Genomic DNA, 15,716 nt, shown 5'->3' with positions numbered 1-15,716 from the left:
TTTTTTTACCAGTTTGATGCCTTTATTGTTGCTACCTGATTTAGCTAAAGCATTACGTCGTAGCAGTGCCACTACTATTTATATTGGTAATTTAGGTAAAGAGCTTAGCCCTGCGGCTGCAAGTATGACGATGTCAGATAAAATCGCCATGATGGAAACCTATATTGGCTTACAAACTATTGATGCCGTGATTATTAGTCCAGAAACACAATATGAATCAATGAAAGGACGATTAATTGTTCAAGCGCAATTAGAGGCGAAAGATATTCCTTACCGTCATGATAGGCACCTATTAAGTAAAGCTATTGAATTAACACTTCAGCAATTAGGTCAACGTAATACCGCTTGTACAGCGAGTTAATCGTTATACCAATCAAAAAACCGCACTAAAATCATTATCTATCTCAGTGCGGTTAATTAGTTTTTATTAGATTATTTTCTTACTTTAACTGCGTGATTTTGTTTTACAAATAGGCAATTAGCTATTAAGTGTTTTTAAGGTAATGCGTTCGCTGATCACTTCTTCTATTTCAGCCAGTGTCATAGGTACGTCATTTTTCATAAAACCTAATCCAGCTACGGCTCGTGTAAAAGACATTAAATCTAATGGCGGTAGCTCCATCACCCAGTTTTCTTCTGTCGCTAAGGTATTTTCTGCTTTGAGTATATTTTGTACGACATCGGAAAATGTTTGATGTGATGATGCCCAATTTTGATCACCACTTGCCCATAACCAACGAGTAGCAATAAAGTTTTGCCACATATCTTCCCAACCATCATAAATACGACGTAGCATTGATGCACTCATTAATGACCATGTTTGTGCTTCTTGCTGGGTAATATAACCTTGTTGGCAGCCTTCTAAGCAAAGCTTGTTAAAACGACAAAGATCCCAAATAAGATATTTTACATTTTGGATATTCATTCGATTGGTGTTCATCATATCGATTTGCCATAAACGTTCATTTTTATCATTTTCAGTTAAATCAGATAATAAAATATCGTTTTTTAATGATTGAATATCTTCTTCTTTGCCATTCAAAATCTGGTCACGTAACTGGTAAAAGTCATTGGTATGACCTTGAGTCAGCAACCAAAATAATTGGTAGATTAAATCCCACCGATCATTAACTCCCCAAGCCGCTGATAGCCCACCATCATCTTTACCTTGATTATATTCGTTATATGCCCACTCATTCATTACCGCATAAGGGGCTGCGACATATAATCCCCATTCTTTGGGTAATAACTGATTTACTGGGCTTTCTGTTGCTGGAGACGATAAAACGGGCTCAGGCTCTGTTGTTGCTGGCATTGTAGCAGTGGGTAATTTATTGTCTTGCAATGCAAATCGTAACCACTTAAAAAGTATCACGAGGAAAAAACCACCAATAATGACTCCTACAGAGCTTGGAAACCCTGCATACACATAACCACTCATTCACTATCCTTAATGTCTTTTTTATCTTTGTAAATCATTGACTGTTTGTTAGTTGTAATATTTAAACAGTTGATTGCCAGGAAGGGAATAACAAAATAGATAATAATTGACAAAGAGAGAACAAAAAAAGAGCGCTATAAAAGCTATAACGCCCTTTGTAAGCCTATCTACTTACATTTTCTTATTAAGAATTAGCAATAAATTGCGCACGCAAAGTTTGTAATTTATCCCGTGTTTGAGCCGCTTTTTCAAATTCAAGATCTTTAGCATGTTGATACATTTCCGTTTCTAAGCGCTGAATTTCTTTTTCTAATTCAGCCGTAGAAAGTAATGGATAATCTTCATGAGTATCAACCGCTTTATGTCCTTTCTTATTACGGCCTTGAGTCGGTTGACCAATCTTAAGAATATCACCAATTTTCTTATTCAAGCCTTTTGGCACAATGCCATGTTCAAGGTTAAATTGTTGCTGTTTTTCCCGACGACGTTCTGTCTCACCAATGGCTTTCGCCATAGAATCTGTTATTTTATCGCCATATAAAATAGCTTTACCTTCAAGGTTACGAGCAGCACGACCAATCGTCTGAATAAGCGAACGTTCTGAACGTAAGAATCCCTCTTTATCTGCATCTAAAATCGCCACAAGAGAGACTTCGGGCATATCTAACCCTTCACGAAGTAAGTTTATCCCCACCAGCACATCAAATTCACCTAGACGTAAATCTCGGATAATTTCAACCCGCTCGACGGTATCAATATCTGAGTGCAAATAACGTACCCGTTCACCATGCTCTTCAAGATATTCGGTCAAATCCTCTGCCATACGTTTTGTTAATGTTGTCACTAATACACGTTCATTTTTAGCTGCTCGTATACGTATTTCTGATAATAAATCATCAACCTGTGTGGCAACAGGGCGAACTTCAACCACCGGATCAAGTAAACCTGTAGGTCTAACCACTTGTTCTACAATGTCATTACCTGATTTTTCTAGCTCATATTTTCCCGGTGTTGCTGAGACATAAATGGTTTGTGGTGCTAATGCTTCAAACTCTTCAAAACGCAATGGACGGTTATCCAATGCAGAAGGCAACCGGAAGCCATATTCCACTAACGTCTCTTTACGTGAGCGGTCGCCTTTATACATGCCGCCAATTTGCGGAATAGTAACGTGTGATTCGTCAATCACTAATAACCCATCAGCAGGCAAATAATCAAATAGCGTTGGTGGTGGCTCACCAGGCCCACGACCAGAAAGATAGCGAGAGTAGTTTTCAATACCTGAGCAATACCCCAATTCATTCATCATTTCTAAATCAAATTGAGTGCGCTGGGTAACTCGCTGCTCTTCAACCAATTTATCATTGGCTAATAGCACCTTACGTCTTTCAGCTAGCTCCTGTTTGATTTTTTCCATCGCATCCAGAATACGTTCGCGCGGCGTAACATAGTGGGTTTTAGGATAGACGGTGAAACGTGGCACATTGTAATGAATTTGTCCTGTGAGAGGATCAAATAGCGATAAACGCTCAACCTCTTCATCAAATAATTCAACACGTAAAGCGTAGTCATCAGATTCAGCAGGAAAGATATCGATCACTTCACCACGGACTCGGAAAGTACCGCGCTGAAAAGCCTGATCATTGCGGGTATATTGCAAATCAGCAAGTCGGCGTAAAATCGCACGTTGGTCAATAATCATGCCATTGCTTAAATGTAGCATCATTTTTAAATAGCTATCCGGATCACCCAAACCATAAATAGCTGAAACTGAAGAGACCACAATAACGTCTTTACGCTCTAAGAGTGCCTTTGTAGCCGATAGACGCATTTGTTCGATATGTTCGTTAACAGAGGCGTCTTTTTCAATAAAGGTATCGGAGCTTGGCACATAGGCTTCAGGTTGATAGTAGTCATAATAAGAGACAAAGTATTCCACCGCATTTTCAGGGAAAAACTCTTTCATTTCACTATAAAGCTGTGCAGCTAGCGTTTTGTTTGGCGCTAATACCATAGTAGGACGATTTAGGTTAGCTATCACATTGGCAATAGTGAAGGTTTTACCTGATCCGGTTACCCCTAATAAGGTTTGGTGAGCAAGTCCATCTTCTAACCCTTCACATAATGAAGCGATAGCAGTAGGTTGATCACCACCGGGTTTAAATTCTGAATGCAGTTTAAAAACTTTGCTCATATTCTTATCTCCTCGCAGACACTCCTTATGATACTGGATAAAAATCCAGCTTCAATCTCTATCTTACAAAAAATAATCTGAATAACGGATTTAAGTTATCCCCAGATTTTAATCAAAAAGTTTTTTAAAAAATCAACCCCTTATTTTAGGGATAAATCACTGAGAGTAAGTTGACGCTTTCGCACTATTGATTTTATTTAACTTATTAATAATAAACAATAAAAAATAAAAGTTGAGAATAACACCAATCTTTAGCAATGCCTTGTATTCTCTATATTTGGCGTATTTTTATTATGGTAATACACAAGGTTATCCACAGGAATAGTGGATAACTGAACAAAGTGCTTATACCACGGTAGGTTACAGCTTTTTTTCTTATTAAAAATAACCCTAATATTTAGCAAAAAAATAATTTTTTTATTTTTTTATACATGAAAATAAGCTGTTAAAATTGACTCAATGATGATGTATCAATGTGATTTGAGATAAGAGAGATCAAAATAAGAGGTAAAATTATGTTGTTTAACGTCTTGTGTTAAATAAGGAATTTTACCTAAAAGTGGTGCTTTAATATGCGTCATTAAAGTAGCTAAATACTGCTGTTGATACCGTCCGGCAGGCTCTACTTCATTTGCTACCCAGCCCGCTAAAGTCAACCCTGATTGCCAAATAGCTTGTTGCGTTAATAATGCATGATTAATACAACCTAATTTAATACCCACCGTTAAAATAACGGGTAATTTTTCTTCAATCACCCAATCTGCAAAGAATTGGTTTGCTGATAGTGGCGTAAACCATCCCCCAGCACCTTCAACTAATACCCAATCTGCGCGTTGTTGCAGATAAGATAACCCCTTGGACATAACCTGAAAATCAATAGGTTGTTTTGTCTCTTCGCTCACAATATGAGGTGATGTGGGGGTTTCAAAGCAATAGGGATTCACTTGCTGATAAGCCAAAGGGACGCTACTAAACTGTTGTAACGTTAATGCATCACTATTACGTAAACCTTCAGGTAACCATTCGCTGCCAGATGCAACAGGTTTATAACCCGCCGTTTGATATCCTTGTTGTGTAGCGCATTGTAATAATGCACTACTTACGACGGTTTTACCGACTTCGGTATCTGTTCCTGTTAAAAACCATGTTTTAGCCATGAGAAATCTTTCCTATAACGAGTTCATAAGTAAGTAAATATTTACCAGAGTCTGTTTTGCGCCAAACTTGCTCTAATTGACGCAGTTTTTGGCGTGTCATTAATCCTTTTGGCCGTTCTCCTTGCACAAAATTCGCGCCTACCCCTTTTAATGAGGTAAAAAGCTCAGGCAATGATGCATATTGTTCTGTCACCTTTTCAGTCACAAATTGATATTGAAAACCACTACAGGCTTGTTCAATCTGTTGGTAAGAGAGGAACGGGTTAACATGTTGGTGGTTATCAAGAAACTGCCAAGCGTCTCGTACCTCTTGTAACGTTGATGTTGCTAACGTAGAAAAATAGAGCGCCCCTTGTGGATTGACGACACTCATTAAGCTATTTACCGCAATGGCAAGATCATCACACCACTGCATAGCTAAATTGCTAAAAACGATATCTATGCTGTGGGGGGTGATCGCACAGTGCTCAATATCACTTTGTAAATAACAATTAGCCCGTTGTTGTTGTCTCGCCACTTGTAACATGGCATGAGATAAATCAAGTGCGATAACAAACCGTCCTTGTTGTCGCCATTTTTGACTGAAATACCCAGTGCCACACCCCGCATCTAGCACCCTATCCCCAGCTTGGTGGCGAGCTAAATACATCAATTTATCACCACTATAACGTTGAATAGAGGCATGATGATCATAATGGCTAGCCGCTTTACTAAAACACTGGGCTATCTGCTGTTTATCTGTTTTGATTGAAGAAACCATGAAGAAGCTCGATTAACATCGCAATGTCGGAAATTTGGTGACGAGTCGTTAAAGTAATGCGTAAACGTGCGCTGTGAGGGGGGACGGTCGGTGGAAAGATCGCTTTTACCCAGAAACCTTCACGTTGTAAATAGTCTGAAAGTTGTTGACAGCGTAGTTCATCACCAATAATTAACGGTTGAATGGCTGTTTGTGAAGGTAATAATGTGACTGGAAGTGATGAGACACCTTGACGGAAAAAGCTAATAAGTTGTTGAAGATATTCTCGTCCTTCATCATCTTGTTTAATAACCTTTAACGCTGCATGTAAAGCAACGGCTTGTGCAGGGGGCATTGAGGTACTATAAATTAAGTGACGTGAATATTGTTCGAAAAACTCAGCAGTCACCTTATTACACAGTACAGCTGCACCACTAATGCCAAAGGCTTTACCAAAAGTCGCTATTAATAACTCAGGTTTAATCCCTGCTTCATGGCAACTCCCTTTACCTTCTTTACCTAACACGCCAATACCATGCGCATCATCAACCATTAACCACGCCTGATGCTGTTGACTTATTTCTGCCATAGCCGCTAATGGCGCTTTATCACCATCCATGCTAAAAACCCCTTCTGTCACGACTAAGCTTTTATTCGCAGAGGTTTTATGAAGCCGCTGAGATAGAGATGGCGCAGAATTATGCAAAAAGCGCCATAAACTCGCCGGTGATAAGATAGCCGCTTCCATTAATGAAGCATGACAAAGTTTATCGGCAATGATGGCATCTTCTTTTTCAAGTAATGTCGCAATAACACCTTGATTAGCACTATAGCCTGAAGAAAATAATAGCGCATGATCGTACCCTAACCAGTCAGCGAGTTGTTGCTCTAACTGCTGATGGGCCTGTGTAAAACCGGTAATATGACCCGATCCCCCACTCCCTATACCATATTCATTCGCACCACGTTGCCATGCTTGAATAACATCAGGATGTTGGCTTATCCCTAAATAATCGTTACCAGAAAAATTAACATATTTATCACCAGACAGTGTGGTTAAATAGCGTCCATTACTATGCTGGATCACCTGTCTTTTTCGCCATAATGGCGTATTTCTACGCTCATTAAGTCGCTTATCTAGATAGTTTTGCCAACTCATTACAGTGCCGCGTTATAAAATTGTTCGGTGTCTTTTTCAGCAACAGCTTGTAGCAACACGTCTTCTTGTTGCTGATCGCCCATTGAGACAGATAATCTTTCAGGATTTAAACCAAGCTTACGGAATAATTGGTGATCTTTATCTTCAGTGGGATTCGTGGTCGTTAATAATTTACAACCATAAAAAATGGAGTTTGCGCCAGCCATAAAACAGAATGCTTGCGTTTGTTCACTCATTTGTTCACGCCCTGCTGAAAGTCGCACATAAGAGCGAGGCATCATAATACGAGCAACAGCAATAGTCCGAATAAAATCAAAGGGATCGACATCTTCATTATCAGCCAGTGGCGTACCTTTAATTTTGGCTAACATATTGATAGGTACACTTTCCGGCGGTTGCGGTAAGTTAGCTAATTGCACTAACATAGCGGCTCTATCTTTGACCTCTTCCCCTAAACCTAAAATGCCTCCAGAGCACACTTTAATGCCAGCATTACGTACTTTATCTAAGGTATCTAAACGGTCTTGATATGTCCGGGTGGTAATAATGCTGCCGTAAAACTCAGGTGATGTATCAAGATTATGGTTATAAAAATCCAGTCCGGCTTGTGCTAAGCGTGAGGCTTGTGAATCATCAAGCTTACCCAATGTCATACAGGTTTCCATACCTAGCGCTTTCACTTCTTTGACCATCTGCTCAAGATAAGGCATATCACGCTCATGTGGATTACGCCAAGCCGCGCCCATACAAAAACGGGTTGAACCAGCTGCTTTTGCTTTTTTGGCTGATTCAATCACTTGTTGTACTTCCATTAAGCGCTCTTTTTCTAACCCTGTTTTATAGCGCGCACTTTGGGCACAATATTTACAATCTTCAGGACAAGCGCCTGTTTTTATCGACAGTAAGGTGCTGACTTGAATTTGTGAAGGATCAAAATGTTGACGATGCACTTGTTGCGCTTGAAAAACCAAATCTAAAAATGGCATATCAAACAGTGCCCTAGCTTCTTTTAATGTCCAACGTTTTAACGTACTCACAATACATTCTCCTGTTCAAAAGTGATTGCCAGTTTAAATAATAGGGTTATCATGTCAACTAAAATTGATCACGCTAGGTTTACATGATTAACTGGAAAGTAAAATGACACCCGATGATATTGCTTTTGATTTACGCCATATTTGGCACCCTTATACCTCGATGAGTAACCCATTACCGGCTTATCCACTCGTAAGTGCAAAAGGGGTTGAACTCACTTTAGCGAATGGCAAACAATTAATTGATGGTATGTCTTCATGGTGGGCTGCGATCCACGGCTATAACCACCCTGAACTCAATACGGCGGTAACAGAACAACTAGCAGCAATGTCCCATGTGATGTTTGGCGGTATCACCCATCCCCCAGCGGTTGCTCTATGTCGAAAACTATTGGCTATCACTCCCGCACCACTAGAGTGTATTTTCCTCGCTGATTCAGGCTCTGTAGCGGTTGAAGTGGCGATAAAAATGGCATTGCAATATTGGCAGGCAAAAGGTGAAAAACGCCAGCGCATTGTGGCATTAAAACGCGGTTATCATGGTGATACTTTTGGCGCGATGTCGGTGTGTGATCCTGACAATTCGATGCATAGTCTCTACAAAGGCTACCTGCCGAATCATCTGTTTGTCGAAGCGCCAAAAACCGGATTTTATCAACCGTGGGACGCTACTGATATAGACGCTTTACGCACCACATTAGCGCAACATCATCAACATATTGCCGCCGTGATGCTAGAGCCAATCGTCCAAGGAGCTGGTGGTATGCGCATATACCACCCAGAGTATTTAACACAAGCTCGAGCGTTATGTGATGAATTTAATGTGTTATTAATTGCCGATGAAATCGCCACTGGATTTGGCAGAACTGGTAAATTATTTGCTTGTGAACACGCGGGGATCTCCCCCGATATTATGTGTGTAGGTAAAGCATTAACAGGTGGTTATATGACGCTATCCGCCACGTTAACTACACGCCATATTGCCGATACTATCAGCCAAGGTGATGCAGGTTGCTTTATGCATGGCCCTACCTATATGGGGAATCCTCTTGCCTGTGCGGTGGCGAATGCTAGTTTATCACTATTAGAACAAGGTCACTGGGTTAATCAAGTCGCCCAAATTGAAGCTCAACTTAAAACCGAATTATTACCCTTAAAGCAAGCAAAAAGCGTTAAAGATGTGCGGGTACTTGGTGCTATTGGTGTCGTAGAAATGGTTGAGCCAGTCAATATGGCTAAACTACAGAAATACTTTGTCGATGAAGGGGTTTGGATACGACCTTTTGGTCAACTGATTTATATTATGCCTCCTTATATTATATCACCTGAAAAGCTCACTAAACTCACTCAAGCAATTGAGAAAGCGGTTAATCTTACCAATTAATTATTTTGTTTTAATATCTCTAGCGGCATCATCTACCGCTAGAGAGCAAGCGATACTTATTTGGTGACTACAGTGACCCACATCGCCCCTTTTCCGACTGGGTAACAAGCTAATTCCGTTAATGCGCCGGTTTGCCTATCAATACGAGAAACAGAGACAAAATCAGATTTCTGACCGCAAGAAATGAGATAATTTCCTGTATTATCAAGATTAAAACCGCGTGGTTGTGTCTGTGTTGTATAATGACCTACAGGTTGTAGATGATCCCCTGCTTCTGAAACTGCCATTACACTCATCAAGCTTTCCGAACGTTCACTGGCATAGAGGAAACGACCGTCTGGGGTAATATGGATATCAGCGGCCCAACGTGTGCTATTGAAAGTTTCTGGCACCATATCGATGGTTTGCATTAAACGATAAAGATCACCCATACGACGATAAACATTGATTGTTGCATCTAATTCATTAAGGCAATAAAACACTTCGCCATTAGGATTGAACGCTAAATGACGCGGCCCTGCATTTATTGCTGTGGTTAACTCTTCGCTACGCGCTTCACTTAAATGTCCCTCTTCTGAAAGATTAAATAGACGAATATGATCTTCACCTAAACAGGGAACAATAAGCTGCTTGTTATGCCAATCAATATTAGAAGAGTGTGGTTTATTTAATCCTTCAATAAGTTGTATCGGCGCTTGAGCAATACCTTGTTGATTAATCGGCAATACCGCTAAGTTACCTTGGTGATAAGAAGGAACAAACAAAAAACGTTCTGTTTTATCCAAGCACAGATGAACTGGTGCACTTGGAATTGCCGTTATTGCTTTTTGTTCTAACTGGCCATCAGGTGCGATTTCAAAGGTCACCACACTAAAATGAGGACGAATGCCAACATAAAGATGTTTTCCATCTGCACTAGCCACCATAGGTTGAACTTGTCCTGCAACCTCAACAACCTGCAGTAGATGCATCTCTCCCGCGCTATTTAATGTATACGCATGGATTTGATGACTCTCTGGACTTGCTACGTAGACTACCTGTTTCATCCTTTCTCCTTAAAATCGATTACCTATTGATTTATAAAGAATAATAACTTAACCAACTGATACCTGTCACGATTAAGCTAGTTTATCTTTGCTAGGTTAACGTGTAACATCAGCATCATTGCATCTTTATACTATCAAGGGGCTTATTATGTCGTACCGCGTTATTGCACTGGATCTTGATGGCACATTGCTTGATGACCAAAAACGTATCCTACCGGGATCTTTAACTGCTCTTAATCTTGCCAGAAAAGCGGGCGTTAAAGTACTCATTGTAACAGGTCGTCACCATGTTGCTATTCATCCATTCTATCAAGCGCTAGATCTTGATACACCCGCTATCTGTTGTAATGGTACTTATCTTTACGACTACCTCGGTAAAAAAGTGCTTGAATCTGATCCTTTAACCCCCGAAGAAACACGCGCGGTACTCGACTTGGTTAAACAAACCGATGTGCATCATTTAGTCTATGCAGATGATGCAATGATGTATGATCAACTTACCGCTGCCGTACAACGTACACTTAATTGGGCTGATACTCTTCCTCTGGCACAACGCCCTAATTTAGTCAAAGTAGATGATTTTTACCAAGCAATGCATCATGTTGATTCTATCTGGAAAATAGCGACCACAACCCCCAATCACGATGAGTTACGTGCTTTAATCGAACAAGTAGAACAACAAGTCGGCTTAGAGTGTGAATGGTCTTGGGTCGATCAAGTTGATATCGCCAAGAAAGGTAATAGCAAAGGTCGCCGTTTACAGCGTTGGGTTGAAGCTAATGGCATGAAGATGAGTGATGTTATGGCGTTTGGTGATAACTTCAATGACTTAAGTATGTTAGAGCATGTTGGTTTAGGTGTTGCTATGGGCAACGCATCAGATGAGGTCAAAGCACGCGCTAAACTGGTGACTAAAAATAATAATCAGCTCGGTATTGCAGAGACTATTCATAAATATATTTTGTCTTAAATACTTGCTATTCAAACAACAAAGCCTCATCTATGACGAGGCTTTATTTTTATAAATCAATAAATTAAAGATGGCGACTTAGTGAAATACTTTTTATTTGCGCATAAAGCCACTGCCCTTCTTGAATATTGAGTTCATCTCTCGCCCAAGGGGTGATCCGCGCCCATAAATAATTGCCATCATTAACCAGTTTCACATCTACCTGATCATCATGTTTGATCATTTCGACCACTTTCATATGTAATATATTACGGATACTACTATTTGATGGGCGAGTGGTAGTTAACGATACATCTGAAGCATCAATACGAACGCGCACATCGCGACCTATTTTTGCCTCTATTTGTGGCAACCACAGTACTTGATTACCAAAGGCGGTCGCCGTCATCGCATAATGGCTATGATGTTCAACGACCATAACATTTGCAACACTGCTTAACGTCTCTTTTTGTAACCAAGGGCGTAATGCGCTACTGGCCCAAACATCTTCTAACTTACCCATTGCCTTAATTTTTCCGGCATCCATAACAATCACATTATCAGCAAGTCGAATAATCTCATCTAGACTATGGCTCACATACAAAATAGGTATTTGTACATCTTGTGAAAGTTTTTCTAAATAGGGTAATAATTCACGCTTGCGGGGTAAATCAAGAGAGGCCAATGGTTCATCCATTAGCATAATATCGGGTGCAGTTAATAATGCACGTCCAATAGCCACACGTTGTTTTTCACCACCAGATAGCGTAATAGGAAAACGCGAAAGTAGATGTTCGATACCTAATAGATAAATAATTCTATCAAACTGTACTTTCATTGTTGGTGACATACCGTAAAGTAAATTTCCTTTTACGGTATAATGAGGAAATAGTCGTGCATCTTGAAATACATAGCCTACTTTGCGCTTTTCGGGTGGCAGATAAATTTTCTTCTCAATATCCACCAATGTGTGATTATTTAACACAATATGTCCTGAATCAGGTTTGGTTAAACCACCAATCACATTAATGAGCGACGTTTTACCTGCGCCAGATAAGCCAAATACCGCCGTGATACTTTCTGTTGGTAATTGAGTATTCACTTCCAGACACAAAGAGCCCAGTGTCTGTTTAAAATTCATCTCTAGCATACGCCCCCCAATCTTTTACGACCCCAACGAGTTAGCCACTCTGAAGCCATTAAAGAGACGAGCGCCAAAATAATTGCAATGACACATAAACGGGCGGCATCCATTTCTGCCCCCGGTGTTTCAATTAACGTATACATAGCCAAAGGGATCGTTCTGGTTTCCCCTGGAATATTGGAGACGAAAGTGATTGTGGCGCCAAATTCACCTAATGAGCGAGCAAAGGCCAATACGATCCCCGCAATAATGCCGGGCATAGATAATGGTAACGTTATAGTAAAAAAGACACGTAATGGTGATGCGCCTAATGTTCTTGCCGCTTGTTCCATACGTTGGTCGACAGCTTCTAGTGCTAGTCTAATTGCTCTTACCATCAGTGGAAATGCCACAACAGCTGAGGCAAGTGCCGCCCCTCGCCAACTGAAGGTAAAACTAAATCCAAACCAATTATATAGCCATTCACCAATAAATCCGCGTCTCCCCATGCTAATTAATAATAGATAACCAACAACAACGGGAGGTAAAACTAAAGGTAAATGAATAATGCTATCAAGCAATGATTTACCGGGAAAACGAACCCTAACTAACAGCCAAGCCATCAATATACCAAAAGGAAGACTAATTATTACTGCAATTGTCGATACCTTAAGGCTTAAAAGAATCGCTTGCCATTCGTATTCACTTAACATCTCCAAAAGTATAATTCCTAAAGTGGGCTAAAGCCGTATTTCTTAAAAATTTCTGCGGCTTGAGGTGTTTTTAGATAGTCATAAAAATCACGAACAGCTTTATTATCCTGTCCTTTTACAACTGCCATTGGATACTCAACAGGTTTGTGACTATCAGTTGGGAATACCCCAACCACTTTCACTTTGTCACTGGCAACAGCATCAGAGCCATAGACAATACCTAATGGTGCTTCATCTCGTTCAACTAATGCCATACCGCTGCGAACATTATTAGTGCGCGCCATTTCCGGACTCACCACATCCCATACACCTAAATATTCTAATGACTCTTTAGCATAGATACCAACAGGTACATGATCTGGATCACCCACAGCTAATTTTCCACCATTAAGTAAGGATTTCCATTTAGTATCCTTATTAATAACAACATTGTTTAATTTGCTATCTTTAGGGGCAATTAACACTAAATCGTTACCTAATAATGTATGTCGTGAATCAGTCACCATTAAATTCTTATTAATAACATAATCCATCCACTGCTGATCGGCAGAAATAAATAGATTTGCAGGTGCTCCTTGCTCAATTTGGCGAGCAAGTGTTGAAGAGGATGCATAAGAAGCAACGACATCCGCTTGTTTTTCCTGTTTATATTGTGCCGAAATTTCATTAAGCGCATTAGTGAGAGAAGCCGCCGCAAATACCGTTATTTTTTCCGATGCCATGCTTTGGCTCACTAAAGCAAAAGAGATAATCGCACCAGCCAGTAACTTACCTGATAATTTTTTCATGTTGAGTTCCACTTAAATAGGACAATAACCACGCTGTATATATCAAGATATAACGTAAAATGAAAGGATAAGTTGATTAAAATTGGTTATATATCAATAAATATAGCGATAAATAGGGAGACAAAAATGGCGATAGCAATGGAGATAGAAATGCAATCAACAACGCGACAACTTGAAGTTAAATAGCTAAAAGATAAATAGCTAAAAGATAAATACTCTAAATAATTCAAGGTGTAGCTAGGCGACAAGTGAATGAGTCGCTAGGAGCATACATAAGTATATGACTAGTGCGAATAAACGCAGTCAACAACGCTACAACTTGAAGTATGACGAGTATTTGAGGAGTATTTGAGGAGTATTTTAGGAGTATTAAAAACAGCCCTTCACAATAAAGGGCTGTTCTAAATAGAGGGGTAATTATGCTTTTTTATCAGCCTTTGACTGACTAGGTGAAATTAAGTTAAAAATCTCGCCTAAACCATAAATAATGCCCATGATAAGTACCATCACAACAGGTACCATCAAGAGAGCGAACCCTAAACTTTTCAATAATTCAAACATGATAACCTCTTTATCATGGTATATTCGGAAAGCCAGAGTTGGCATTTCTTCACGAATAACGAATAATAACGCTATAGTTGTATCTATTCTAGAGAATTATCGTTTTGTGTCGGCACAAAAAATGCGATAAACAGACAAACCAGAAGAAGCCTATCATTATGCAAGCAGAAATATTACTGACACTGAAACTTCAAGATAAGCTCTTTGCTGATCCACGCCGTGTTGCGCTGTTAAAACAAATTAAAGCAACAGGCTCAATTAGCCAAGGGGCGAAAATGGCGGGCATTAGTTATAAAAGTGCTTGGGACGCTATCAATGAAATGAATCAACTGGCTGACGAACTCCTTGTTGATAGAGCAACTGGCGGTAAAGGGGGTGGAGGCGCCACACTGACTCATTATTGTGAACGCTTACTACAACTTTATGATCTATTAGGACAAATTCAACAAAAAGCCTTTGATGTATTAAAAGACGATTCATTACCTTTAGACAGCCTTTTAGCGGCTATTTCACGTTTTTCGTTACAGACCAGTGCCAGAAACCAATTTTTTGGCACCATTATTGAACGCGATCACTTACAAGTACAACAACATGTTAATGTTCAGCTTGCTGATCAAAAAACGGTTATCCGCGCGGCGTTAACTGAAAAAAGTGCCGATCGTCTAAATCTTAAAGAAGGCAAAGAAGTACTCGTTTTAATTAAAGCGCCATGGGTCAATATAGAAAAAGGCGCCTCTGTAGCACAACAATATGACAATGCGCTATCAGGCACCCTAACCCAAATTGAAACGGGCAATGAAAATAGCGAATTAGTGGTAACGTTAGAAGGTGGATTAGAAGTGTGTGCGACTTGTTCTAACCAGCATGTTACACAACAAAAGCTACATATTAATGATACCGTAACAGCGTTATTTAATGCCGATCAGGTGATTATCGCCACATTATGTTAATTATTAGCATGATGGCTTTTGAGTAAAAATAACACCATCACTTAATTGATATTTTAAAAATTATATTAAGTGATGGTTTTTCGACTGATACAACGTGTAAAAGCTTTTTTTATTGAAGCACCTAAAACCTCATCACTACAATTGGCTTTTAATGTAATAATTGCACTATCAGATATTCCCTCACCTACCCAATGATCCATACGTAAATGGTTTAGAGGACTAATAGTAATTTCATCATCTGTAAGCTCTAAGCTACATCGATTCATATTATTAAAAAGTGCTGTTTTATTTTTATAATTATATTCTTTGATTATTTTTTTTATCCAGTCTTGATAAGTTTTTTTATCATTATACATTTGATTAAACTTATCTGAATTTCCTTTTATTTGTTCACTTTTAATCAGAGCGAGTTTGGCATAATAACCTAATTCGTCATCAATAATATCATTAGGTAAAACCTTATAGCCTTTTTTTAGAT

Annotated in this window: 16 protein-coding genes; 4 read left to right on the top strand and 12 right to left on the bottom strand. The window is 39.5% G+C overall.

All coding sequences use genetic code 11. The features are described from left to right. Window positions 1–361 (top strand): 2-phospho-L-lactate transferase CofD family protein (locus ACYUCW_RS16785; RefSeq protein WP_460409084.1); only part of this gene is annotated, 361 nt, incomplete at its 5' end. Between the two features lie 117 nt (window positions 362–478). On the opposite strand, the gene ACYUCW_RS16780 is transcribed toward ACYUCW_RS16785, so the two are convergent. The 6 genes from ACYUCW_RS16780 to bioB all read right to left on the bottom strand — a co-directional run bounded on the left by ACYUCW_RS16780 (window position 479) and on the right by bioB (window position 7,727). Then, window positions 479–1,441, bottom strand: coding sequence for a DUF1266 domain-containing protein (locus tag ACYUCW_RS16780; protein WP_004247567.1), 963 nt, complete (start codon window positions 1,439–1,441; stop codon window positions 479–481). A 184-nt stretch (window positions 1,442–1,625) separates the two neighbouring features. Further along, entirely contained in the window at window positions 1,626–3,635 is a 2,010-nt protein-coding gene (uvrB, locus tag ACYUCW_RS16775; RefSeq protein WP_004247566.1) for an excinuclease ABC subunit UvrB, read from the bottom strand. A gap of 470 nt (window positions 3,636–4,105) precedes the next feature. Then, complete coding sequence (gene bioD, locus ACYUCW_RS16770) at window positions 4,106–4,792, bottom strand: dethiobiotin synthase (protein ID WP_163748588.1); 687 nt, start codon at window positions 4,790–4,792, stop codon at window positions 4,106–4,108. Further along, window positions 4,785–5,552, bottom strand: a complete 768-nt coding sequence (gene bioC / locus ACYUCW_RS16765) for a malonyl-ACP O-methyltransferase BioC (protein WP_012367676.1) — start codon at window positions 5,550–5,552, stop codon at window positions 4,785–4,787. The genes bioD and bioC overlap by 8 nt, the downstream gene beginning before the upstream one ends. After that, the gene (bioF, locus tag ACYUCW_RS16760) at window positions 5,527–6,690 is read right to left on the bottom strand and encodes an 8-amino-7-oxononanoate synthase (RefSeq protein ID WP_004247564.1); all 1,164 of its coding nucleotides are present in this window, start codon (window positions 6,688–6,690) and stop codon (window positions 5,527–5,529) included. Before bioF ends, bioC begins: the two co-directional genes overlap by 26 nt. Then, a complete protein-coding gene (gene bioB, locus ACYUCW_RS16755) occupies window positions 6,690–7,727 on the bottom strand; it encodes a biotin synthase BioB (protein ID WP_004244460.1) in 1,038 nt (345 codons plus the stop codon). Before bioB ends, bioF begins: the two co-directional genes overlap by 1 nt. Before the next feature lie 103 nt (window positions 7,728–7,830). Between bioB and bioA the strand changes: the two genes are divergently transcribed. Next, complete coding sequence (bioA, locus tag ACYUCW_RS16750; RefSeq protein ID WP_163748590.1) at window positions 7,831–9,108, top strand: adenosylmethionine--8-amino-7-oxononanoate transaminase; 1,278 nt, start codon at window positions 7,831–7,833, stop codon at window positions 9,106–9,108. 56 nt (window positions 9,109–9,164) lie between these two features. Here bioA and pgl read toward each other — a convergent pair whose 3' ends face one another. After that, window positions 9,165–10,154, bottom strand: a complete 990-nt coding sequence (pgl, locus tag ACYUCW_RS16745; RefSeq protein WP_163823095.1) for a 6-phosphogluconolactonase — start codon at window positions 10,152–10,154, stop codon at window positions 9,165–9,167. Window positions 10,155–10,302: 148 nt separating this feature from the next. Here pgl and ACYUCW_RS16740 point away from each other — a divergent pair, with 148 nt between their 5' ends. After that, a complete protein-coding gene (locus ACYUCW_RS16740) occupies window positions 10,303–11,124 on the top strand; it encodes a pyridoxal phosphatase (RefSeq protein ID WP_163748594.1) in 822 nt (273 codons plus the stop codon). A 64-nt stretch (window positions 11,125–11,188) separates the two neighbouring features. Here the strand turns inward: ACYUCW_RS16740 and modC are convergent, their stop codons facing one another. The 4 genes from modC to ACYUCW_RS16720 all read right to left on the bottom strand — a co-directional run bounded on the left by modC (window position 11,189) and on the right by ACYUCW_RS16720 (window position 14,288). Next, on the bottom strand, window positions 11,189–12,253 hold the full coding sequence (modC, locus tag ACYUCW_RS16735) for a molybdenum ABC transporter ATP-binding protein ModC (protein ID WP_004244454.1): 1,065 nt from the start codon (window positions 12,251–12,253) through the stop codon (window positions 11,189–11,191). After that, on the bottom strand, window positions 12,247–12,939 hold the full coding sequence (gene modB, locus ACYUCW_RS16730; protein ID WP_004244453.1) for a molybdate ABC transporter permease subunit: 693 nt from the start codon (window positions 12,937–12,939) through the stop codon (window positions 12,247–12,249). The genes modC and modB overlap by 7 nt, the downstream gene beginning before the upstream one ends. Before the next feature lie 17 nt (window positions 12,940–12,956). Continuing rightward, entirely contained in the window at window positions 12,957–13,727 is a 771-nt protein-coding gene (modA, locus tag ACYUCW_RS16725) for a molybdate ABC transporter substrate-binding protein (protein ID WP_460409080.1), read from the bottom strand. Between the two features lie 417 nt (window positions 13,728–14,144). Continuing rightward, window positions 14,145–14,288, bottom strand: a complete 144-nt coding sequence (locus tag ACYUCW_RS16720) for an AcrZ family multidrug efflux pump-associated protein (protein ID WP_004247559.1) — start codon at window positions 14,286–14,288, stop codon at window positions 14,145–14,147. Between the two features lie 158 nt (window positions 14,289–14,446). Between ACYUCW_RS16720 and modE the strand changes: the two genes are divergently transcribed. Beyond that, entirely contained in the window at window positions 14,447–15,238 is a 792-nt protein-coding gene (modE, locus tag ACYUCW_RS16715; RefSeq protein ID WP_004244449.1) for a molybdenum-dependent transcriptional regulator, read from the top strand. A 65-nt stretch (window positions 15,239–15,303) separates the two neighbouring features. On the opposite strand, the gene ACYUCW_RS16710 is transcribed toward modE, so the two are convergent. After that, window positions 15,304–15,716 (bottom strand): contact-dependent growth inhibition system immunity protein (locus ACYUCW_RS16710; RefSeq protein ID WP_460409078.1); only part of this gene is annotated, 413 nt, incomplete at its 5' end.

The sequence above is a fragment of the Proteus sp. MB838 genome (assembly GCF_054767435.1).
Note: the sequence above shows the minus strand (reverse complement) of the source record. Positions and strands in the feature narration are given on the sequence as shown.